A 14,837-nucleotide genomic window follows, 5' to 3' on the forward strand; every position below is an offset into this window, starting at 1 on the left:
CGAAGCGGCGGGTGAATTTGTTGCCGTGGAAATCCAGGTAAGACTCGACCGCGAAGCGCCCGCCGTGTCCGAGCGGGGACACATCGGATTGCCATGACCGCTGGAAGCGCTGGTTGAGCTCGATCGGGCTGCGGTAGTTCAGCAGAGCCATGCGCCGCGCCAGGGCGAGACCGCGGTGGGGGCCGTCGCCATCGGACAGGTCGTAGTACTCGCCGCCCAGGAACCGCGGATCCATCCGGATGGTCTCCAGCTGCACGGTGTTCAGCGCGATCTGGTCGGCCGTCGTCACCGGCGGAGAGGAGAGGACCGCGAGTCGCTGCACGCGCTCGGGGTGGGTGGCGGCCCACTCCAGGGCGTGCATGCCGCCCATCGAGCCGCCGATGACCGCGGCCCACGTGTCGATTCCCAGCGCATCGGCAAGCCGTACCTGCGCCGCCACCTGATCGCGGATCGTCACGTACGGGAATCGCGAAGCCCACTCGTAGCCGTCCGGGGCGACACTCGCCGGGCCCGTCGAGCCCTGGCAACCGCCCAGCATGTTCGGCGCGATCACGAACCAGCGATCGGTGTCGAGCGGTGCGTCGGGGCCCGTGATGTCCTCCCACCAGCCTGCGGTCGGATGGCCCGCTCCTGCGGGGCCACGCAGATGGCTGTCGCCCGTGAGTGCATGGAGGACGAGGATCGCGTTGTCGCGGGCGGCGTTCAGCTCGCCCCAGGACTCGTAGGCGATCCGGATACCGGGCAGCTCCGCACCGCTCTCCGTGGCGAAGGCTCCGAAGGCGGCGAAGCGCCTGCCGCCGACCGGGTCACCATCACGCCAGGCCCCGGTCGCCGGGGGGCGGGCGCGGAGGAGACGGACGTCGGCCTCCGTCACGGGTGCCGACGGCACCGTGTCCTCGGAGGTCGTCTGCCAGTCCATCCCTCCATTGTCGCGTGACCCGGCACACATCGGCGGCAGGTTACGCTCGCGCGAGCATCAATTCTGGTCGACGCCCCCGCACAGCGTCGACGCCCCTCCTGAGAGACGTGATTCAGGAGGGGCGTCGACGGTAGGACGGGGTGTCGACCGGAACAGCGGGGGTCAGGCGCGGGCGGCCTCCGACACGGCGCGTGCCGCGGCGAGAGCCTGATCCAGGTCGGCCTTGAGGTCCTCGATGTTCTCGATGCCGACCGAGAGGCGCACGAGGCCCGGCGTGACACCGGCCGTGAGCTGCTGCTCGGGGGTGAGCTGCGCATGGGTGGTCGACGCCGGGTGGATGACGAGCGAGCGGACGTCGCCGATGTTGGCGAGGTGGCTGAACAGAGACAGGCTGTTCACGAACTCGCGCCCGGCCTCCACGCCGCCCTTCAGCTCGAACGACAGCACGGCACCGACACCCTTGGGAGCGTACTCGTTCGCCTTGGCGTACCAGGGCGAGGAGGGCAGCCCCGAGTAGTTGACCGTCGCGACATCGTCACGGCCGTCGAGCCACTCGGCGATCTCCTGGGCGTTCTGCACGTGACGCTCGATGCGCAGCGACAGCGTCTCGACGCCCTGGATGAGGTTCCACGCACTCTGCGGCGCGATCGCGGAGCCGAGGTCGCGCAGCAGCTGCACACGGGCCTTGATGATGTACGCGAGGGGGTCGCCGACGGCGGCGGTGTAGCTGGCGCCGTGGTACGAGGGGTCCGGGACCGTGAGGCCGGGGAAGGTGTCGACGTTCTTCGACCACTCGAACGTGCCGCCGTCGATGATGACTCCGCCGATGGTCGTGCCGTGGCCGCCGAGGAACTTCGTGACCGAGTGCACGACGATGTCGGCACCGAACTCGAACGGACGGATCAGGTACGGGGTGGCGATGGTGTTGTCGACGATCAGCGGCACGCCGTTCTCGTGCGCCACGTCGGCGACGGTACGGATGTCGAGGATGTTGATCTGCGGGTTGCCGATCGTCTCTGCGAAGAACAGCTTCGTGTTCGGACGGACGGCGCGGCGCCATTCCTCGGGGTCGTCCTGGTTCTCGACGAACGTGACCTCGATGCCGAGCTTCGCGAGGGTGTACTTGAAGAGGTTGTAGGTGCCGCCGTAGATCGAGCTCGAGGCGACGAAGTGGTCTCCGGCCTGCGCGATGTTCAGGATGGCGAAGGTCGAGGCCGCCTGTCCGCTGGCGAGCACGAGCGCGCCGGTGCCGCCTTCGAGCGCGGCGAGCCGCTGCTCCAGCACGTCCTGGGTCGGGTTCTGGATGCGGGTGTAGATGTTGCCGAACTCCGCGAGGGCGAAGAGGTTGGCCGCGTGATCCGCGCTGTCGAAGACATACGAGGTGGTCTGATAGATCGGCGTGGCGCGCGCCTTCGTGACCGGGTCGGGGGCGGCGCCGGAGTGGATCTGCTTGGTCTCGAAGCGCCAGGACTCAGGTGCGGACATGTGATTCCCCCAGGAGTGGTCGGAAGGTCGGATGGCGGATGCCGTTGCTGCGAGAGTACGGAATATCGCTCGGTGTCAACAGTGGGGGAGAAATGTGACGTAACAGAGCGGTGCCCGCCGTCGCGCGAGCGAGGGATCCGCGACAGCCCGTGGGGGACTCCGCAATCCGGGGCGAACATCGTACGGTGGAGGCATGGCCAACAGACGTGCAGTGGTGACAGGGGCGAGTTCGGGGATCGGCGCGGCGACGGTGCGCGCACTCCGGTCGCGGGGATGGGATGTGGTCGGGGTCGCCAGGCGCAAGGACCGTCTGTCCGCGCTCGCCGCGGAGACCGGAGCCTCCGTGATCGCCTGCGATCTGACCGACCCGGCTGCCGTCGACGCCCTCGTCTCCACGCTCGCGGAGTCGGGCCCGGTGCACGCGCTCGTGCAGGTGGCCGGCGGTGCGCGCGGGACCGATCGCATCGAAGACGCCTCGGTCGAGGACTGGCAGTGGATGTTCGATGCGAACGTGCTCGCGACGCAGCGGCTCGTGGCGGGACTGCTCCCGCTGCTGCGCCGAGCTGCCGACGCGGACGGGCACGCGGACACCGTCTTCGTCACCTCCACGGCCGCCCAATCGGCGTACGCGGGGGGAGCCGGGTACAACGCGGCGAAGGCCGCCGAGGGCATGCTGGTCAAGGTGCTCCGCCAGGAGTTGAACGGCGAGCCGATCCGGGTGGTCGAGGTCGCGCCCGGGATGGTGCACACCGAGGAGTTCACGTTGAACCGGCTGGGCGGCGACGCCGTGGCCGCGGAGGCCGTGTACGCCGGCGTCGACGCACCGCTCCTCGCGGAGGACGTCGCCGATGTCATCACCTATGCGCTGGAGGCACCGGGGCATGTGAACCTCGACCTCGTCACGATGCGTCCGGTGGCTCAATCCGCACAGCACCTGCTCGCCCGCGGACCGCTGCGCGTGCGCTCGATCGACTGACGATGGCGCGCACGCTGGCCGAACTCGCTGCGGACGGCCTCATCGACGCGGGCTGGGCGGAAGCACTCGCCCCGGTCCAGGAGACGATAACCGGACTCGGGGAGAGGCTCCGCGCGGAGCAGGACGCCGGCCACGGCTACCTGCCTGCCGGGGAGGACGTCCTCCGGGCGTTCCGGCGGCCCCTCGCGGACGTGCGCGTGCTGATCACGGGGCAGGATCCGTACCCCACGCCCGGTCACCCCATCGGCCTGTCGTTCGCGGTGGACCGTGAGGTACGGCCGCTGCCGCGCAGCCTCACGAACATCTACAAGGAGCGGGAGAGCGACCTCGGCATACCGCCGGCGCCGCACGGTGATCTCACCGCCTGGAGCGATCAGGGCGTGCTCTTGCTCAACCGCGTCCTGACCGTCCGTCCGGGGGCGGCCGCCTCGCACCGAGGCTGGGGGTGGGAGAAGGTCACCGAACTCGCGATCAGAACCCTCGTCGCCCGGGATCAGCCTCTCGTGGCCGTGCTCTGGGGCAAGGACGCGGCGAATCTGCAGCCGATGCTCGGTGACACGCCGGTGATCGTCTCGGCCCATCCCTCCCCGCTGTCGGCGAGCCGCGGGTTCTTCGGATCCCGGCCGTTCTCGCGCGCGAATGCCCTGCTCACGGAACAGGGGGCCGAAGCCGTGGACTGGAGGGTGGAAGGCGAAGCCTCTCCGTCTCTAAGCTGAGCCCATGCAGTTCGAACCGGGGGACCGTCGCCGTGTCCTCCCGCGCCACCTTCGCCCGCAGGCCGCGCCCGAGATCTTCGCGTACACGATCCGGCCGGTCCGCCCGGCTGACCTGCCTCACGTGCGAGAGATCTACAACCACTTCGTGAGCAATTCCGCGGTCACACTCGATGAGCGACGCAGCAGCATCCCGTACTGGCGCGAGAAGTACGCCCTGCTCACGCGGTTGGAGCTGCCCTTCCTCGTCGCCGTGTCCCCGGGCGGCGTCGTGATGGGATACGCGCTCGCCCAGCCGTGGGCGGGGAAGAACGCCTACAAGTACACCGTCGAGGACTCGATCTACCTGGGCCCGGGGGCCGGCGGGAAGGGGCTCGGAGTCGCACTGCTGCAGGCACTGATCGACGCGTGCGAGCAGATCGGGCTTCGAGAGATGGTCGCCGTCATCAGCGATCGCGGCGCAGAGGCGTCGATACGGCTTCACGAGAAGCTCGGTTTCGTCGAGGCCGGGCGCATGGGGCGCGTCGGGTACAAGTTCGGCCGCGACCTCGGCACCGTGTACATGCGGCGCGTGCTCAAGCGGACCGGACGGCGGCGCGGAAGCCTCTTCGGGGCACGTCGCTGAGCCGGGCGACCGGCGGTGACGATGTGCGCTCAGACGTCCCCGGAGCGCGGGATCACCGGGATCGCCGCCAGCAGGGACTTCGTGTACTCCTGTGCGGGGTGCAGGAGGACCTCCTCCGTCGATCCCCGTTCGACGATGCGGCCGTCCTTCATCACCGCGACGCTGTCGCACAGGTTCTGCACCACGCCGATGTCGTGCGACACCAGAAGAAGCGTGAGGTCCGTCGTCCGGCGAAGCTCGATCAGCAGATCCAGGATCTGTGCGCGCATCGTCACGTCGAGGGCGGAGAGGGGCTCATCGCCCACGAGGATGCGGGGTCGATGCACGATCGCCCGGGCGATCGCGATCCGCTGGCGTTGACCACCGGAGAACTCGTGCGGGTAGCGATCGCCCATCTCCGGCTCCAGGCCGACCTGTGCGAGCACCTCGCGGACCCTCGCTCGGTGATCGCCGTCGATGCCGAGCGCCCAGAGGGGTTCGCGAATGATCTGCCCGGCTGTCATGCGCGGATCGAGCGAGGCGAACGGGTCTTGGAACACCATGCCGGTCTCGCGGCGCAGCCAATGCAGCGACTTCGCGGTTGCGGCGGCGTCCACGGGGCGTCCGTCGATGGTGACCGTGCCGGATGTCGCTCGGTCGAGCCCCAGGAGGAGTCGGACCAGGGTCGACTTCCCCGATCCCGATTCGCCGATGATCCCCACGGATGAGCCCTCGACGACCTCGAGGTCGGTCGGGAACAGTGCGGTCTGCGTTCGGGGGCGCTCGAACAGGGAGCGCTTCGGGAGGCGGTGGTCCCTTCCGAGTCCCCGCGCTTCGATCAGGGTCACGAGACACCGCCGTCCGGGCGCCACAGGGTCGCTGTCGCATCCCGCAGCAGCCCCTGTGTGATAGGGGAGGAGGGGGCCGAGAGGAGAGTCGACACCGCCCCCGACTCCGCGACGCGCCCGCGCTCGAGCACGACGCCCACGGTCGCGACCTGAGCGAGCACGGCGAGATCGTGGGTGATGAAGACGAGGGACATGCCCTCCTCGGCGACGAGGGTGAGCAGGAGCGACAGGATCTCTGCCTGGATCGTGACGTCGAGTGCGGTCGTCGGTTCGTCGGCGATGAGCAGGCGCGGACGGCAGGCGAGTGCCATGGCGATCGCGACGCGCTGCCGCTGACCGCCCGAGAGCTGGTGCGGATACCGGTCGACGATCGACTCCGGATCCGGCAGACGCACGCGCGCGGCCTCGGCGATCGCGCGCTCTCGGCCCTCGCGGCGACCCACTCCCTCGTGGATGCGGATCGACTCCGCGATCTGCCTGCCGACGGTGCGGATGGGATTCAGCGCCGTGCGGGGCTCTTGGAACACGATGCCGATGTCGTCGCCGCGCAACCGGGCCAGCTCGCGATCGGGCATTCCGATCAGTTCCACGCCGTTCCAGCGGATACTGCCGGACGCGCTCGCACCGTCGGGGAGGAGGCCGAGCACGGCGAGGGCGGTGAGCGACTTGCCGGAACCGGACTCGCCTATCAGACCCAGGCGCGCACCATCCGGAACCTCGAACGAGATGCCGTCGACGACGCGGCGCCCGTCGATCTCGATCACGAGGTCTTCCACGGAGAGACTCATGAGACCACCCCCGGGGTATGGACTTCGGCGGAACGGTGCCGCAGGGTCGGGTCGGTCGCCTCGCGCAGGCCGTCACCGAGGAGGTTCAGCGCGAGCACGGTGATCGTGATCGCGAGACCGGGCCAGATCACCGAGAGCGGATGCACCCCGATGTAGCGCTGGAGGTCGGCGAGCAGCAGCCCCCAGCTCGGTTCGACCACGGAGGCACCGAACCCGAGGTACGACAGACCTGCCTCAGCGAGGACGGCGACGGCCATCGACCACGAGAGCTGCACGATGAAGACCGGTGCGACGTTCGGCAGCAGGTGGCGGACCAGGCTCTGCGACGGAGTCAGCCCCGCGGCTCGACCGGCCAGCACGAAGTCGCTCTGCTGCACGCGGCGCAGTTCCGGTCGCGTCACGCGGGCGATGTTCACGCCGAACCCGATCCCCACGGCCCAGATCACGACCCAGAGCGAGCCGCCCCAGACCGAGGAGATCATCATGGCGATCAGGAGGACGGGGAAGGCGATCAGGATGTCGACGAGCACCGCGACGGTCTCCCGCATCCATCGAGCGGTGAGGGCACCGAGCGCGGCGAGGGAGACTCCCACGACCGTCGCCACGACGCCGGCGCCGACGCTCACGAACACGGTCGTGCGCGCTCCCGCCATCAGCAGGCTCAGGATGTCACGGCCGGTGTCATCGGTGCCGAGCAGGTGTGGCCATCCCGGGGGGAGCCACCGCTCTCCGATCTCCGACGCCTGAGGGTCGAACGGGGTCCACCACAGGGCGACGAGCGCCGTGCCCGCGACCACGGCCACGACGACGAGCCCGAATCGCCCGGTCGGGGTGCTCCAGAGGCGGGCGAGCCATCGGGGAGTCATGCGGCCTCCCGTTGGCGGGGGTCGATCGCGCGGTGCACGAGGTCGACGAGGAAGCCCACGACCAGCACGAAGCCGGTGAGGACGAGGAGTTCACTCTGCACCTTGATGAGGTCGCGCGTTCCGACATCGGCGACCAGCATCCGTCCGATGCCGGGGAGGGTGAAGAGCTGCTCGATCACGACCGATCCGACGATGATCCCGGCGACCTGGAGCCCGAGGACGGTGACGATCGAGAGCCCGACGGCAGGGATACCGTGCTGGATGAGTGCTCGCGTGCGAGTGAGGCCTTTCGCGGCGGCCGTGCGTACGAAGTCCTGTCCGGCCGCTTGGAGCGTGGCGCTGCGCACGAACCGCATCAGCATCGCGCCCTCCACGATGCCGATCGTCAAGGCGGGGAGCAGCAGCGACTCGATCGCCCGCCACGGTGTCGACCATCCGGTGCGCGGGAAGCCCTGCGGAGGCAACCAGCCCAGCCAGACCGAGAACACGACGATGAGCATCATGCCGGCCCAGACGACGGGGACGGCGGCCAGCGCCTGGGCACCGACGCTGAAAGCCGTGCCTCCGCGGCGACCGCGCAGGAGTGCGGCGAGGATGCCGAACGGCACGGCGATCAGTACGGCGATCAGGAGCGACATGATGCCGAGGGGCACGGTGACCTGCGCCTTGAGCAGAAGCTCCTCACCGACGGAGGCGCCGGAGAGCAGGGAGGTCCCCAGGTCGCCGCGGAAGATGCCGCCGATCCACTCGGTGTATTGGGCGACCAACGGGCGGTTCAGGCCGAGGGATTCACGCAACGCGTCGACTTCGGTGGGTGAGGCCTGGGTGCCGGCGATGAGTTGCGCGACGTCTCCCGGGAACACGCGCAGAGTCAGGAAGATGAGCGCGCTCGACACGAGGAGCCCTGCGATGAGCAGGGCTCCTCGTGTGAGTGCGTATCGGATCACGGAGGGGTGGCCGCCCGTTACCCGTCGGTGGAGACGGTGACGCCGGCGAGGTCGATGCGCGAGTTGATCGAGTCCTCCGGGAAGCCCGCGACGATCGGGCTCACTGCCGTGATGGTCTCGCCGTTGTACAGCCAGTCCGCGGCGTGATCCTCCGACACGATGCGCGCGGCCTGCGCGAGCAGCTCGGCGGACTTGTCGGGGTCGACCTCGGCGAGAGCTTCGGCGTACAGGCGCTGCACCTCGGTGTTGTCGTAGCCGAAGTAGTAGTCCGGGTCGGCGAAGTTGCCGAAGTCGCGCGGCTCGACGTGCAGCACGAAGCTGAGGTCGTAGTCGTGGTTGGTGTACACGTCTTCCAGCCAGGTCGGGAACTCCACCGAGTTCACCTCGAGGGAGACGCCGACCTTCTTGAAGTCGGAGATCAGCACCTTCGGCACCGTGGTCCCGTAGAAGGCGGGGATGGTGAGGGTGAGCTCCAGGTCCTCCTGGCCGGCTTCGGCCAGCAGGGACTTCGCCTTCTCCGGGTCGTAGGAGATCACATCGGACAGATCCTCGTAGCCCGGGTCGAGTTCGGGGATGGGACCGTACAGGGTCGTTCCCGCGCCGACGGCTTCGACGAGCGCGTCGTGGTCGATCGCGAGTCGCAGCGCCTCGCGCACCCGGACATCGTCCAGAGGGGCCTTCTGGTTGTTGAACGCCAGCGTCGCCTTGTCGGTCGTCCGGCCCTTCGTGAGAGCGAACTCGCCGGAGTCCTCGAGCTGCGGGGCGAGGTTCGGGTCCACGGCGGTGAGCACGTCGACGTCGCCGGCGAGCGCGGCGTTCACACCGGCGGTGAAGTCGGGGATGTACTGGAACTCCACCTGGGCGACGCCTGCCTTCTCGCCCCAATAGTCGTCATTGCGCGCGAACGTGATGGTGCTGCCCTTGTTCCACCGGGTCAGGGTGAAGGGACCGGTGCCGTTCTCCGCCGACTTCAGGTCGGTCGTGTCCCCGGTCTTGAAGACCAGCCCGGCGGGGCCCGTCAGGGTGAACAGGAAGTTCTGGTCCGGCTCGGTGAGCACGATCTCCACCGTGGTCGCGTCGGGTGCGGTGATCGAGGAGACCTTCGCGAACTCGGCGTTGCCCTGCACGGTGGCATCGGTGCGCACGGTCTCGTAGGAGGAGACGACGTCCGCGGAGGTGAGCGCCGTGCCGTCGTGGAACTGGATGCCCTCGTTGAGGGTGAAAGTGTACGTGAGGCCGTCGTCGGACACGGTGTAGTCCGAGGCGAGACGCCCCTCGATCTCGTTCTCCTGCGTCCGGCTGACCAGTCCCTCGTAGATGTTGTCGATGAGGATCTGCTCGAGCGCGGCGCCACTGGTGTGGCGGATGTCGAGGTTGGTCGGTTCGAGGACCAGGCCGACGTGCAGGGTCGCGTCGGGGTCGGGCGTGCCGGTGCCCGTGGTGACGGTCGGCTCGGGGGAGCCGGCGCAGGCGCTGAGTATGACGGCGGTCGCCGCGAGCGCGGCGATCAGCGAGAGACGTCGGGTACGTCGGAACATGGGCGTTTCCTCTCGGTGCGGCAGTTGCTGTGTGCCGTTGGATCGAGCCTAGAGATGCGTGGGATGGTGCGGGTCGGGTATGGAACGAAGCGTCATATTCCGTCGGAGACGGCGGGGGACGCGATGAGGGCGGCGAGGGCGGTCGGGGCGGTCTCCTGGACATTGTGTGTCGCGTCCAGCGTGACCAGGCGGGCGGTGGGCACGCGACGTTGCAGCTCGGCGGCGTCCGCTTCGCTGACGAAGCCGCGCTGCGCGCGGACCAGGGTGATCGGCGCTCGGACGGCGGAGAGATCGTCCCACCCGGTCTCGTGCAACACGGACGGCGCGGCCACCGAGCCCGGATCGTGGGCGGCGAGTGCCTGGGCGGCGAGGTGCGCGAAGTGGTGCTTCCACTCGACGCGGCCGTCCTCGCGCACGCGGGTGTTGAGGAAGACGCCGCGCTCGGTCTCGGCGCGACTGCCCCCGAAACCGAGCGACATCGCCTTGTCGACCAGCTCATCTCGGGAGGCGAAATCGGTCGGACCGGCATAGAACTCGCGCAGTGCGGCCGGACCAGCGGTGACGTCGATGCCCGGGGTGATGTCGACGACGACAAGCTCGGACACGAGATCCGGGCGCGCGGCGGCGAGTGCAGCTCCGGTGAGTCCGCCGAGGGACTGGCCGACGACGATCTGAGGCGGGACCGCCCACGCGTCGAAGGCCGCCGCGATGTCTCGGGCGAGCGTGCGCGGGGTGTAGTCGGCATCGTCACGCCAGGAGGAGTCGCCGTGTCCGGCGAGGTCGATCGCGAGCACGGGCTCCTGAAGCGCCAGGACCGTCGTGTCCCACGTGTGCGCGTTCAGACCGGCACCGTGCAGCAGGGTGACCCGAGGCGCGCCGGTCCCGAACCGCAGCGTGCTGAGTACGCGCCCATCGTCGAGGGGGAGGGTGACACGCTCCACCGGAGGGAGCGGAACGCCGAGCGCATCGGCCTGTGCGGGAAGATAGCTGAACTCGCTGATGTCGATCGCCACCTCCACATTCTGCTCCCTGCGCCCGGAGACGGAGAAATGCGAGAGCAAAAAGCTAAATATGACCCAGAGTTCACTTGTCGTTATGGCGCCTCTAAGACAGAAAGGAGTGGCAGTCTGCATTTCGACCTCTTGGGGCGAGCGAGGGGCTAGCGGACGCGCGACGAATATCATGGAGTCATGAGTGAGACGCGTGTGCACCTGTCCAAGACCGAGCCTGCCGCGTACCAGGCGCTCGATGCGTTCTCGAAGACGGTGGGCCAGATCTGCGCGGCGAACGGCATCGACGATCGTCTCAAGGAGATCGTGATGATCCATTGCTCCCAGCTCAACGGCTGCGCGTACTGCGTACGGATCCATGTCGACCGTGCCGTCGCGGCCGGCGTCGACACCGATGTGCTCACCCAGATCTCCACGTGGCGCGAGAGCGGTGTTTTCAGCGACCGGGAGCGGGCGGCACTCGAACTCGCCGAGGCCTTCACCTTCATCTCCGAGGACGGCGTCTCGGATGACGTGTACGACCGCGTCGGCAGCGTGTTCACCGAGAAGGAATACGCCGCTCTGAGCTGGGCGTGCGTTTCCATCAACGCGTTCAACCGCATCGTGATCGCCGGCCGCTACCCGGTGCCCCCGCGCGCGTCCCAGGCGCAGGCATGACCGTTCTCCGCGTCGATGGGGTGGCGAACATCCGCGACGTCGGCGGCATCCCGGCAGCAGGCGGTCGCATCCGCGCCGGTGTCCTCCTGCGGGCGGGGCAGCTGTCCGGTGCGACCCCCGCCGGGGCGGCCCTCCTCCGTGAGCGCGTGCAGCGCATCGTCGACCTTCGAGACGGCGAGGAGGTCGCGGCGGAGCCGACGGAGATCGACGGGCCGGAGACCACGCACCTTCCCCTGTTCCTGGGGTCGGTGCGGTCGTTCTTCGAAACCGACATCAGCCTCGAGGGGCTGTACCTGCACCTCCTCGAGGAGAGCGGCGATCGACTGGTGGCGGCCCTCCGCATCATCGCCGCGGGCGAGCGCACCCTCGTGCACTGCACCGTCGGCAAGGATCGCACCGGGGTGACCGTCGCTCTGGCGCTCTCCGCCGTCGGTGCCGAGAGGGAGGCCGTGATCGCCGACTACGCGCTCACCGAATCCCAGCTTCCCGCCCAGCGCACGCGCCGCATCGCCGAGTACCTGCGGTCTCAGCATCCGGACGCCGTGCATGCCGTCGCGCTCGCGACGCAGTCGCCTGCGCCGGTGATGCGACGTCTTCTCGAGCAGGTGGATGAGCGCTGGGGTTCCGTCGCCGGGTACCTGCGCGCCAACGGGATGACCGAGGGGGAGCTCGCGGCGCTGACACAGGCGCTCGTCGAGCCGGGCGAGTAGTGCGTGCGCACGTCTTCTCACAGCAGGAGCAAGGTTAGGCAAGCCTTCACTTGGTGTACGATGAAGTCATCATGAACACCTCGCTCGAGACTCGCAGCACGCGCGCGGAACGTCGCGCCGCACGTCAGCGCGCGCACCACCTGGTCACGGCCGACGAGCAGTCGCTCGCCGAGCTCGAGGTGTTCCTGACCACGCTGCCGCTGTGTGCTTCCGGGCGGATCTTCATCGAGGTGCCCGAGGCCGCGGATATCGGCGTGATCGACGCCCCGGGCCGTATGACGGTGACCTGGCTCGCGCGCGAGCAGCGCACCGGTGCGCCCGGCAGTGGTCGCTCCTGCGCGCCGGGACAGGCTCTGGCGCGGGCGACCTGCGCGTGGGCCGATGAGATGATGTGCGACGACGAGATCGAGACGCACGTCACGCTTCTGGGTGGCTACCTGGGGACGGCCGACATCGTCGAGCACCTCACCGGCTCCCTGGCGATCTCCCCGGCACAGATCCGCACGCCCGAGCGTTTCGGCCTGCTGCCCGCGCAGCGCTGAGGCGTAGCCCTCAGCGGGTGCGCCGCACGTAGTTCCCGTCTTCGAGCCCCGCTTCGATCTCGAAGCGGTTGCGCAACGGGTCGCGCCCGGCGAACAGGTAGAGCACGGGCATCAGGAAGCCGTAGCGGAGCCACTGGGCCTTGTGCACGGCCTCGTGGCGCAGCACGGCTTCGGTCGGACGCGCGTCACCGGTCAGGAAGCAGCCTCCGACGCAGACCCCGCCGCGGCGAAAGGTCCATTTCGGCATGCCCCGGAAGACCCAGAGCCCGGAGCGTCTCTCCACCGGGCCGGTGCTCCACAGCGCGCCCCACATCCAGCCCACGGAGGTGCCCCACGCGTAGCCGAGTCGGCTGATCGGGGAGCGCAGCAGGAAGGAGGGGATCCGTCTGTCGAAGCGGCGCCCGCGCGCGAGCACCTCGTCGGCCGTTGCGCGCCACTCCGAGTCCGGCGTCATGCCACCGCTCCGATCAGTCGCAGCAGCGCGCCGAGATCATCGACGGCGTCGGCCGGGGACCGCGGAGCGAAGCCGGCGATGGTGGCGCCGGCGAGCGGGATCTCTCCGCGCAGGGTTCGGACGGCGGTGCTGAGTGCGGCGGGGGAGAGGCCGAACGGCTCGGACGACGACACACCCGCGAAGTCCGAGGGATCGAGCACATCGACGTCGATGTGAACCCACACGCGTGAGGCGCCCGTCGAACGCACAGCATCGAGCAGAGCCTCCGGGCGCTCGAGATCGGCGACCGAGAGATTCGTCAGCGGCGCGAGCGGCGCGATCTCCGCGTCATCGAGCGTACGCATGCCGACGGTCACGACGCGGTCGGCAGGGATTGCGGGGGAGAGCGTCAGTTGCTCCTCGCCCTCGCCGAGCAACGCGCGCAGTGCCATGCCGGAGAAGGCGCCCGAAGGGGACGTCTCGGGGGTGTGCAGATCTGCGTGTGCGTCGCACCACACGACGGCGAGATCCTCGGTGCCGCCCGGGAGTGCATCGAGGGCGGCGACGGTGACGCTGCAGTCGCCGCCGATCACCACGGTGTCGGCGTCGATATGACCGTGCACGAGCTCTCGGGTCCGGAGCAGCGCACTCAGACGGCGGACGCCCGTGCCGAGCGCTTCACCGGCCTCGACCGGCACGTCCAGCACCGTCGTGGCCGCGCGGGGCAGATCGCCGGCGATCGCGGACGCGCCGTCGACGAGGAGCATCGCCCGTGGCGCGGGTGAGCCCTGCCACTGCGGGATGACCAGGAATCGCACCATGGGTGCCTCCGAGGGAGAACGCGGATGCCCCGAACACGAGGTCCGGGGCATCCGCTGGTCGTGTCAGGAGCCTTCGAGGGCCTGACGGGGGGCACTGCCACCGGCCTTGAGCTCGGCGAGACGAGCCTCGACCTCGGTGAGCTCGCCGAGGTCTTCCAGGCTCTCGAACTGCGCGTCGAGGCTGGACGCAGCAAGTTCGATCTTGCCCTGCGCGAGAGCCTCCTGACGGCGGACCTTGTCCTCGAACCGGCCCAGCTCGCTGGTGGGGTCGAGCACGTTGATCGAGCCGACCGCGTCCTGCACCTTGGTCTGCGCCTCGGCGACCTTGGCGCGGGCGAGCAGTTCGCTGCGCTTGTTCTTGAGCTCGACGAGCTTGTCCTTCATGCCGTTCAGGCCGCTCTTGAGCTTGTCGACGATCTCGGTCTGCGCGGCGATCTGCGGCTCGGCGCCGGTGGCCTCGCGCTCCGCGCTGATCTGACGCTGGAGCGCGATCTTGGCGAGGTTGTCGAACTTGTCGGCGTCGGCGGCATCACCGCTGGCGCGCATCTCGTCGGCCTTGCGGCTGGCGGCCAGAGCCTTGTTGCCCCATTCGGTGGCCGCCTGGACGTCCTCTTCGTGGTCGCGTTCCAGCAGGCGCAGGTTGCCGATGGTCTCCGCGATCGCGGACTCGGCGTCGGCGATGCTGTTCGTGTAGTCGCGGACGAGCTGGTCGATCATCTTCTGCGGGTCTTCCGCAGAGTCCAGCAGAGAGTTGATGTTCGCGCGGACGAGGGTCGAGATACGTCCGAAGATGGACTGCTTGGTCATGCGTGGTTCCTTTCAGAGGGCGTCTTCGAGAGCTTGGCGTAAGAATCTGTGTGGCGGATCAGAAGCGTCTACCTCCGGATCGGCCGCTACGGCCGCCGCCGCGGGAACCCCCGCCGCCGCCGAAGCCGGAGCTGCGGAAACCGCCGCCCCCGGAGGAGCGCCAGCCGCTGCGG

The 14,837-nt window shown here is 69.0% G+C and carries 17 protein-coding genes; 6 read left to right on the forward strand and 11 right to left on the reverse strand.

Annotated features, from left to right (window positions below; all coding sequences use genetic code 11):
* Together metX and L978_RS14845 are read right to left on the reverse strand one after the other, a co-directional pair.
* A partial coding sequence (gene metX, locus L978_RS14840; protein ID WP_047524076.1) for a homoserine O-acetyltransferase MetX occupies positions 1 to 919 on the reverse strand: 919 nt, incomplete at its 3' end.
* A 162-nt stretch (positions 920 to 1,081) separates the two neighbouring features.
* Entirely contained in the window at positions 1,082 to 2,404 is a 1,323-nt protein-coding gene (locus L978_RS14845; RefSeq protein WP_047524077.1) for a bifunctional o-acetylhomoserine/o-acetylserine sulfhydrylase, read from the reverse strand.
* 193 nt (positions 2,405 to 2,597) lie between these two features.
* Between L978_RS14845 and L978_RS14850 the strand changes: the two genes are divergently transcribed.
* The 3 genes from L978_RS14850 to L978_RS14860 are packed head-to-tail and all read left to right on the forward strand — an operon-like array spanning position 2,598 to position 4,718.
* On the forward strand, positions 2,598 to 3,380 hold the full coding sequence (locus tag L978_RS14850; RefSeq protein ID WP_194239207.1) for an SDR family oxidoreductase: 783 nt from the start codon (positions 2,598 to 2,600) through the stop codon (positions 3,378 to 3,380).
* A 2-nt stretch (positions 3,381 to 3,382) separates the two neighbouring features.
* Complete coding sequence (locus L978_RS14855) at positions 3,383 to 4,096, forward strand: uracil-DNA glycosylase (protein ID WP_047524078.1); 714 nt, start codon at positions 3,383 to 3,385, stop codon at positions 4,094 to 4,096.
* Positions 4,097 to 4,100: 4 nt separating this feature from the next.
* Positions 4,101 to 4,718 carry a GNAT family N-acetyltransferase gene (locus tag L978_RS14860; protein WP_047524079.1) on the forward strand — a complete coding sequence of 206 codons (618 nt, stop codon included), beginning with the start codon at positions 4,101 to 4,103 and terminating at the stop codon, positions 4,716 to 4,718.
* A 29-nt stretch (positions 4,719 to 4,747) separates the two neighbouring features.
* On the opposite strand, the gene L978_RS14865 is transcribed toward L978_RS14860, so the two are convergent.
* The 6 genes from L978_RS14865 to L978_RS14890 all read right to left on the reverse strand — a co-directional run bounded on the left by L978_RS14865 (position 4,748) and on the right by L978_RS14890 (position 10,703).
* Complete coding sequence (locus L978_RS14865) at positions 4,748 to 5,545, reverse strand: ABC transporter ATP-binding protein (protein WP_052193794.1); 798 nt, start codon at positions 5,543 to 5,545, stop codon at positions 4,748 to 4,750.
* Positions 5,542 to 6,333 carry an ATP-binding cassette domain-containing protein gene (locus tag L978_RS14870; protein ID WP_047524080.1) on the reverse strand — a complete coding sequence of 264 codons (792 nt, stop codon included), beginning with the start codon at positions 6,331 to 6,333 and terminating at the stop codon, positions 5,542 to 5,544. Before L978_RS14870 ends, L978_RS14865 begins: the two co-directional genes overlap by 4 nt.
* Positions 6,330 to 7,199 (reverse strand): ABC transporter permease, encoded by an 870-nt coding sequence (locus tag L978_RS14875; protein WP_047524081.1) that lies wholly within the window; start codon positions 7,197 to 7,199, stop codon positions 6,330 to 6,332. The genes L978_RS14870 and L978_RS14875 overlap by 4 nt, the downstream gene beginning before the upstream one ends.
* Positions 7,196 to 8,146, reverse strand: coding sequence for an ABC transporter permease (locus tag L978_RS14880; protein ID WP_047524082.1), 951 nt, complete (start codon positions 8,144 to 8,146; stop codon positions 7,196 to 7,198). Before L978_RS14880 ends, L978_RS14875 begins: the two co-directional genes overlap by 4 nt.
* A gap of 17 nt (positions 8,147 to 8,163) precedes the next feature.
* Positions 8,164 to 9,684, reverse strand: a complete 1,521-nt coding sequence (locus L978_RS14885) for an ABC transporter substrate-binding protein (protein ID WP_047524083.1) — start codon at positions 9,682 to 9,684, stop codon at positions 8,164 to 8,166.
* Positions 9,685 to 9,776: 92 nt separating this feature from the next.
* Positions 9,777 to 10,703: an alpha/beta fold hydrolase gene (locus tag L978_RS14890; protein ID WP_231555076.1), complete on the reverse strand. Its 927-nt coding sequence runs from the start codon at positions 10,701 to 10,703 to the stop codon at positions 9,777 to 9,779.
* Positions 10,704 to 10,874: 171 nt separating this feature from the next.
* On the opposite strand from L978_RS14890, the gene L978_RS14895 reads away from it, so the two are divergent.
* From L978_RS14895 to L978_RS14905, 3 genes are all read left to right on the forward strand, one after another.
* Positions 10,875 to 11,351 carry a carboxymuconolactone decarboxylase family protein gene (locus L978_RS14895; protein WP_047524084.1) on the forward strand — a complete coding sequence of 159 codons (477 nt, stop codon included), beginning with the start codon at positions 10,875 to 10,877 and terminating at the stop codon, positions 11,349 to 11,351.
* Entirely contained in the window at positions 11,348 to 12,061 is a 714-nt protein-coding gene (locus tag L978_RS14900) for a tyrosine-protein phosphatase (protein ID WP_047524085.1), read from the forward strand. The genes L978_RS14895 and L978_RS14900 overlap by 4 nt, the downstream gene beginning before the upstream one ends.
* Before the next feature lie 71 nt (positions 12,062 to 12,132).
* Positions 12,133 to 12,603, forward strand: a complete 471-nt coding sequence (locus tag L978_RS14905; protein ID WP_081997082.1) for an SIP domain-containing protein — start codon at positions 12,133 to 12,135, stop codon at positions 12,601 to 12,603.
* A 10-nt stretch (positions 12,604 to 12,613) separates the two neighbouring features.
* Here L978_RS14905 and L978_RS14910 read toward each other — a convergent pair whose 3' ends face one another.
* From L978_RS14910 to L978_RS14920, 3 genes are all read right to left on the reverse strand, one after another.
* Entirely contained in the window at positions 12,614 to 13,057 is a 444-nt protein-coding gene (locus tag L978_RS14910; RefSeq protein WP_047524086.1) for a hypothetical protein, read from the reverse strand.
* Positions 13,054 to 13,857: an arginase family protein gene (locus L978_RS14915; RefSeq protein ID WP_047524087.1), complete on the reverse strand. Its 804-nt coding sequence runs from the start codon at positions 13,855 to 13,857 to the stop codon at positions 13,054 to 13,056. Before L978_RS14915 ends, L978_RS14910 begins: the two co-directional genes overlap by 4 nt.
* 63 nt (positions 13,858 to 13,920) lie before the next feature.
* Entirely contained in the window at positions 13,921 to 14,664 is a 744-nt protein-coding gene (locus L978_RS14920; protein WP_047524088.1) for a PspA/IM30 family protein, read from the reverse strand.
* Positions 14,665 to 14,837 lie beyond the last annotated feature (173 nt).

This window comes from Microbacterium sp. ZOR0019 (genome assembly GCF_000800925.1).
GTDB classification, from domain to species: domain Bacteria; phylum Actinomycetota; class Actinomycetes; order Actinomycetales; family Microbacteriaceae; genus Microbacterium; species Microbacterium aurugineum.